This window comes from Micromonospora sp. C41 (assembly GCF_018070485.1).
GTDB classification, from domain to species: domain Bacteria; phylum Actinomycetota; class Actinomycetes; order Mycobacteriales; family Micromonosporaceae; genus Micromonospora; species Micromonospora chalcea.
Window position 1 is genome coordinate 1 of the sequence record NZ_JAGPXP010000069.1, and the last position, 1,158, is coordinate 1,158.

Annotated in this window: 2 protein-coding genes; both read left to right on the top strand. The window is 67.8% G+C overall.

What is annotated here, in order from left to right; genetic code table 11:
• Window positions 1-447, top strand: a 447-nt coding sequence (locus KBX43_RS31225; protein WP_210888603.1) for an ABC transporter permease subunit, incomplete at its 5' end; no start/stop codon positions are given.
• Window positions 444-1,158 (top strand): sugar ABC transporter permease (locus KBX43_RS31230; protein WP_210888605.1); only part of this gene is annotated, 715 nt, incomplete at its 3' end. The genes KBX43_RS31225 and KBX43_RS31230, both read left to right, overlap by 4 nt.

The window sequence follows — 1,158 nt, forward strand, 5'->3', positions numbered from 1 at the left end:
GCCCGGATCGCGGTGCTGCTGGTGCAGCTCTGGCTCGGCTACCCGTACATGTTCCTGGTGGCCACCGGCGCGTTGCAGGCCATTCCGCGGGAGCTGACCGAGGCGACCTCGGTCGACGGCGCGTCGCCCTGGCAGTCGTTCCGGTCGGTCACCCTGCCGCTGCTGCTGGTGGCGCTCTCGCCGCTGCTGATCGCGTCGTTCGCGTACAACTTCAACAACGTCAACGCGATCCTGTTCACCACCGAGGGCGGCCCGTTCGCGCCGGACAACCCGACGAACGGCGCCACCGACCTGCTGATCACCTACACGTACCGGCTCGCGTTCGGAGCGCAGGGCGCCGAGTTCGGCCTGGCCGCCACCGTCTCGATCTTCATCTTCGCGATCGTGGCGACGGTGTCGGCGATCAGCTTCCGGCGGACCCGTAAGCAGGAGGAGGTGTACTCGTGACCACAATCGCGCGGAAGCCCACGGCCACCCGCACGCCGGCCCGCCGCTCGCGTGGACGCTGGTTCGCGCAGGTCGGCTGGCGGCACGTGGTGGGCGTGCTGGCGGTGGCGTTCAGCCTCTTCCCGATCCTGTTCGTGATCTCGGCGGCGCTCAACCCGCTCGGCACGCTCTCCTCCACCGAGCTGCTGCCGACCGGCGCGTCGCTGGAGAACTTCACGAACCTGTTCGACCGGACCGCGTTCGGCCACTGGTTCCTCAACTCGCTGCTGCTGGCGGGCGTGGCCAGCTTCGCGTCGATCTTCCTGTCGTCGCTCGCGGCGTACGCGTTCTCCCGGATGCGCTTCGCCGGGCGCCGGGTCGGCCTGCTCGCGCTGCTGCTGATCCAGATGTTCCCGCAGTTCCTGGCGATCGTGGCGATCTTCCTGATCTTCACCACGCTCACCGACCTCTACCCGGCGATCGGGTTCAACACCCCGTGGGGCCTGTTCCTGCTCTACATGGGTGGCGCGCTCGGCGCGAACACCTGGCTGATGAAGGGCTTCTTCGACACGCTGCCGAAGGAGCTGGACGAGTCGGCGACCATGGACGGCGCGTCGCACGTGCAGGTCTTCTTCCGGATCATGCTGCCGCTGGTGGCGCCGATCCTCGCGGTGACCGGCCTGCTCGCCTTCATCGGATCGATCAACGAGTTCATCATCGCCAACGTGTTCC